The sequence below is a fragment of the Acidithiobacillus albertensis genome (assembly GCF_001931655.1).
Classification (GTDB): domain Bacteria; phylum Pseudomonadota; class Gammaproteobacteria; order Acidithiobacillales; family Acidithiobacillaceae; genus Acidithiobacillus; species Acidithiobacillus thiooxidans.
In genome coordinates this window covers 1-4,225 of the sequence record NZ_MOAD01000079.1, presented here as the reverse complement: position 1 = coordinate 4,225, position 4,225 = coordinate 1, and the positions used below count along the sequence as shown (strand labels likewise).

Genomic DNA, 4,225 nt, shown 5'->3' with positions numbered 1-4,225 from the left:
CCCATACCCGCCTAGAACAATATCTGGCTTTCAGCAAGGCCGTCGGGCAGGTCATGGAGCACACCGATCAGGAACCCATCCTGCTGGAGTCCCTGTGTACACTGGCGGTGGAATGTACCCCCGTCACCCTCGCCTGGGTCTGCCGGGTAGAGCCGGACAATTCCCTGCAAAGCCTGGCGGAAGCCGGAGATACCGCCTATCTGGACAGCTTTGCCGAAAGACGCAGCGGCCTGCCCGCCGACCATGGCCCGCTGTTCCGGGTCTGGCAGGAACAACAGCCGCTGTTTAATGAACCCTTCTCCGAGGGACCGCTGCGCACGGCCTGGCGGCAAAACACCCGCCCCTATCAATTGCGCTCCATGGCCGTGCTGCCCATTCACCGCGACCACCAGCCCTGGGCGCTGCTGGTGCTGTATGACCGGGACCAGCGGGGTTTCCCGCAAGACTGTCAGGTGGTGCTGGAGGGCATCGCCCGCCGGGTGAGTGAAGCCCTGGAAGACTGGATAGGCATACTCCGCGAACGGGTCGCGCGCGAACATCAGCTGTTGCTGGGCACGGCCCTGCAAGCCGCAGAAGATGGGGTAGTGCTGACCGATGCCGACCGCCGCATTCTGTATGTGAATGCCAGCTTTTCCCGTATGACGGGTTATACCCTGGCGGAAATCAGCCGCTTCGGGCTGCATCATCTGCAGGGTCCCCGTACCGACCCCCGGACCCTGACTGAAATTGACGAGGCCCTCTGTGGTCAGGGGTTTTTTAACGGCCGCCTGCTCAATTACCGCCGCGACGGGCAGACCTTCTGGAACCATTTAAGCATTATCCCTATTTACCAGCGTACCGGCGCCATCAGCCATTATGTGGGCATTCAGCGCGATGTGACCGCCGAATGGCTGGCCCGCGAACAGCTGGAGTACGAAGCCTGCCATGACCGCCTGACGGGTTTGGGTAACCGGCGCGCTCTCATGGACCAGGTGGCCGTTACCTTACCCCGCGTCCAGCGCGGCCACGACGCTCTGGCCATCTGCATGATCGACCTGGATCATTTCAAACCCATCAATGATCTTTACGGCCACGAGGCGGGGGACCATGTGTTGCGCGTAGTGGGCCGCCGCCTGCACGCCGCCCTGCGCCGCAGCGACTATGTGGCGCGTCTGGGTGGAGATGAATTTGTGCTGCTGATTGAAGGCTTCAACAACTTCGAGGAACTGGAAATGATTCTGGTCAAAATCGAGGTCGTCATCAATGAACCGATTCATCTCAAATCCGGCGTGGTGGTGGGCGTGCGTCTGAGTATGGGCGTGTGCCTGTCCAACAGTGTTTACGCCGACGATTTCGAGACCCTGCTGCGCTATGCCGACCAGGCCCTGTATCGCGCCAAGGCCAACAAACGCCAGCGCACCCGTTACTGGGAGCTGTGCGTGATGGAAGAAAATGCCGACGAAACCACCCGTAAACCGTCCAGTGCGGACCCCGTATCGGTAAACAGGAGCGATGCAGATGAAAATTGAGAAACGTGATGCGCAGGACATCCAACTACAAACCCGGATTGTCATCGTCGACGACCAGTCCACCGGTCGCAAGATTCTCGAAAAAATCATGCAGGAACTCTCCCCGCATCTGCGGGTGGACAGTTTTGCCAGCCCCCTGGAGGCGCTGGCCACCCTTGAGAACCAGCCGCCCGATTTGATTCTGGTGGATTATAAAATGCCCGGTATGGATGGTCTGGAATTTACCCGTCAGGTCCGGCGCCTGCCGGGCTGCAGTGACGTGCCGCTGGTGATTGTTACCGTCATCCAGGATATCCAAATTCGTTATCAGGCCCTGGAGGCCGGGGCCACGGATTTTTTGACCCGACCGCTGGATGCGGTGGAGTGTCAGGCCCGCTGCCGTAATCTGCTGCATTTGCGGTCCCAGCAAAAACTGCTCAGGGATCGGTCGCAATGGCTGGAAAATCAGGTGGCGGCGGCGACCGATGAAATCCGCCAGCGCGAACAGGAAACCCTCCTGCTCCTGGCCCGCGCCGGCGAATACCGGGATAACGAAACTGGATGTCATGTTACCCGCATGGCCCGCTACGCCCGCTGCATTGCCGAAGCGTTGCAGCTACCAGTGCGTGAGTGTGAGGCGATTGAGTTGGCCGCGCCGCTCCATGACATCGGCAAAATCGGCATTCCCGACGCGATTTTGTTGAAACCGGGCAAGCTGTCTGCGGCCGAATTCGACATCATGAAAACCCATGCGCAAATTGGTCAGGACATTCTGGCCGCCAGCCGTTCGCCTTATACCCAACTGGGCGCCGTCATTGCCGGGGGCCATCATGAAAAGTTTGATGGCAGCGGTTATCCCCGGCAATTGCAGGGTGAGGAGATTCCGCTGGTGGCACGCATTGTCGCCATTGCCGATGTATTTGATGCCCTGGCTTCTGAGCGCCCCTACAAACGGGCGTGGACTACCGAAGAAATACAGACGTATTTCCGGGAGCAGTCGGGTCAACATTTTGATCCCCAATGCGTGCAGGCCTTTTTTCAGCAATATGCGGAAATTCAAAAAATTCAGAGGCTGTTATGCGCCGCCCATCCTTAGGATTAAACCCCGGCAATGAACTGGAGCAGGCCAGCGTTCGCTTGCTGATGGGCCTAGCTTTATATGCTTATGTGTACACCTATCCCTACACCAGCTGGTTCAATCAACACGATAGCCTGCAGAGTCTGAATCAGACCGCTTTGGTATTTTTTTCGGCGATCTTGCTGTTGCTGGCCAGCATCTGGGTCTGGCCGCAAAAATCACCTTTGCGTCGCGTGATCGGAATGTGCATGGATGTCGGTATGGCCACCTATCTGATCCAGGCCAGTGCGGGTATTGCCGGATTACCACTGCTGGGTATTTATCCCTGGGTTATCATTGGTAACGGCTTTCGCTTTGGGACCCGCTATGCGGTGGCCGCCACTTTCATCAGTATGATCGGTATTGCTTCGGTTTTGGACCCCCGCCACCTTTGGTCCGGTAACAGTCACGCCCTGGTAGCGACCCTGATTATTTTCGGGGTCCTGTTTTTATACATGAGCAAACTCATTTCGCGTGTGAATGGCGCTATTGAAGAAGCGCGCAAGGCCAGTCTCATCAAATCCCAGTTTCTGGCCAAAATGAGTCATGAATTGCGTACGCCACTGAATGGCGTCATGGGGATGAGTGAACTCCTTCGGGAAACGCCCCTATCGGCCGAACAAACCGAAATCACGGGGCTGATTCAAAACTCTTCCCGGACCCTGCTGGAACTCATCGAAAATATTCTGGATATTTCCAAAATAGAAGCCGGAAAGCTGCAGTTACATCCCATAGATTTCAGCCTGCGCAGCTTGCTGGACCAGTCCTGTTCGTCCCTGTTGGTACTGGCCCAGAAAAAAGGCTTGTATCTGGTCTGGGACTCCCCGGAGTCCACCCCGGATCTATTGCGCGGTGACACCCGACGCATACGGCAGGTGCTCTATAACCTGATCGGCAATGCCATCAAATTTACGGAACAGGGTGGCATAGAAATCAAGGTGCGCAGTCTGCCCATGACGCATCGTGAAATTCGCCTGCGTTTTGAGGTGATCGACACGGGTTGTGGACTGAGCGAATTGGCCCAGGAACACCTCTTTGAAGCCTTTACCCAGGTACATAACGCCAGGCAAAACCATCAGGAAGGAACGGGACTGGGGACCACCATTGCCAAGGAACTGGTGGAAAAAATGGGGGGGCAGATAGGGGTCGAAAGTGTCCCCGACAAAGGCAGCCGGTTCTGGTTTGAATTGCCCTTACAACCGGCTGAAAAACCCGAAACGCTTCAGGAAACCGTGGTGAATCGGGCGAAACAGACGCCGGTTTTGATTCTGGCTAATCCAGCGCTGGGACAAGCCCTCGGGAATGCCTTGAAAACCTGGAATATTCCCAGTACACAAACAGACAGCTCCCATCGTGCCCTGGAATTGCTGCGTAGTGCCGGAAACCGGGGCAAAAGCTTCGGGCAGGTCTTTGTGGATCAACAAATGATGGATATGGCCGTCGATCATTTCGCGCGCCTCGCCCGTGACGAGTATAGTGGACCCCAATTTCCGGACGGTTATTTAAGATGGTAACCTGCTGTAAATAAGGAGCAGGTTGTGAGTGAACGGAAGCGCAAGATTTTTAGTAGTCAGCAGAAAGCCAAGGTCGCACTTGAAGCGGTTCGAGGGATCAAGACGGT

General features: G+C 56.5%; 3 protein-coding genes. All 3 read left to right on the top strand.

Annotated features, from left to right (window positions below; genetic code table 11):
- Positions 1 to 1,508, top strand: a 1,508-nt coding sequence (locus tag BLW97_RS18060; protein WP_075324167.1) for a diguanylate cyclase, incomplete at its 5' end; no start/stop codon positions are given.
- A complete protein-coding gene (locus tag BLW97_RS18055; protein WP_075324166.1) occupies positions 1,498 to 2,583 on the top strand; it encodes a response regulator in 1,086 nt (361 codons plus the stop codon). The genes BLW97_RS18060 and BLW97_RS18055, both read left to right, overlap by 11 nt.
- Positions 2,565 to 4,118: an ATP-binding protein gene (locus tag BLW97_RS18050; RefSeq protein ID WP_075324165.1), complete on the top strand. Its 1,554-nt coding sequence runs from the start codon at positions 2,565 to 2,567 to the stop codon at positions 4,116 to 4,118. Before BLW97_RS18055 ends, BLW97_RS18050 begins: the two co-directional genes overlap by 19 nt.
- Positions 4,119 to 4,225: the final 107 nt, after the last annotated feature.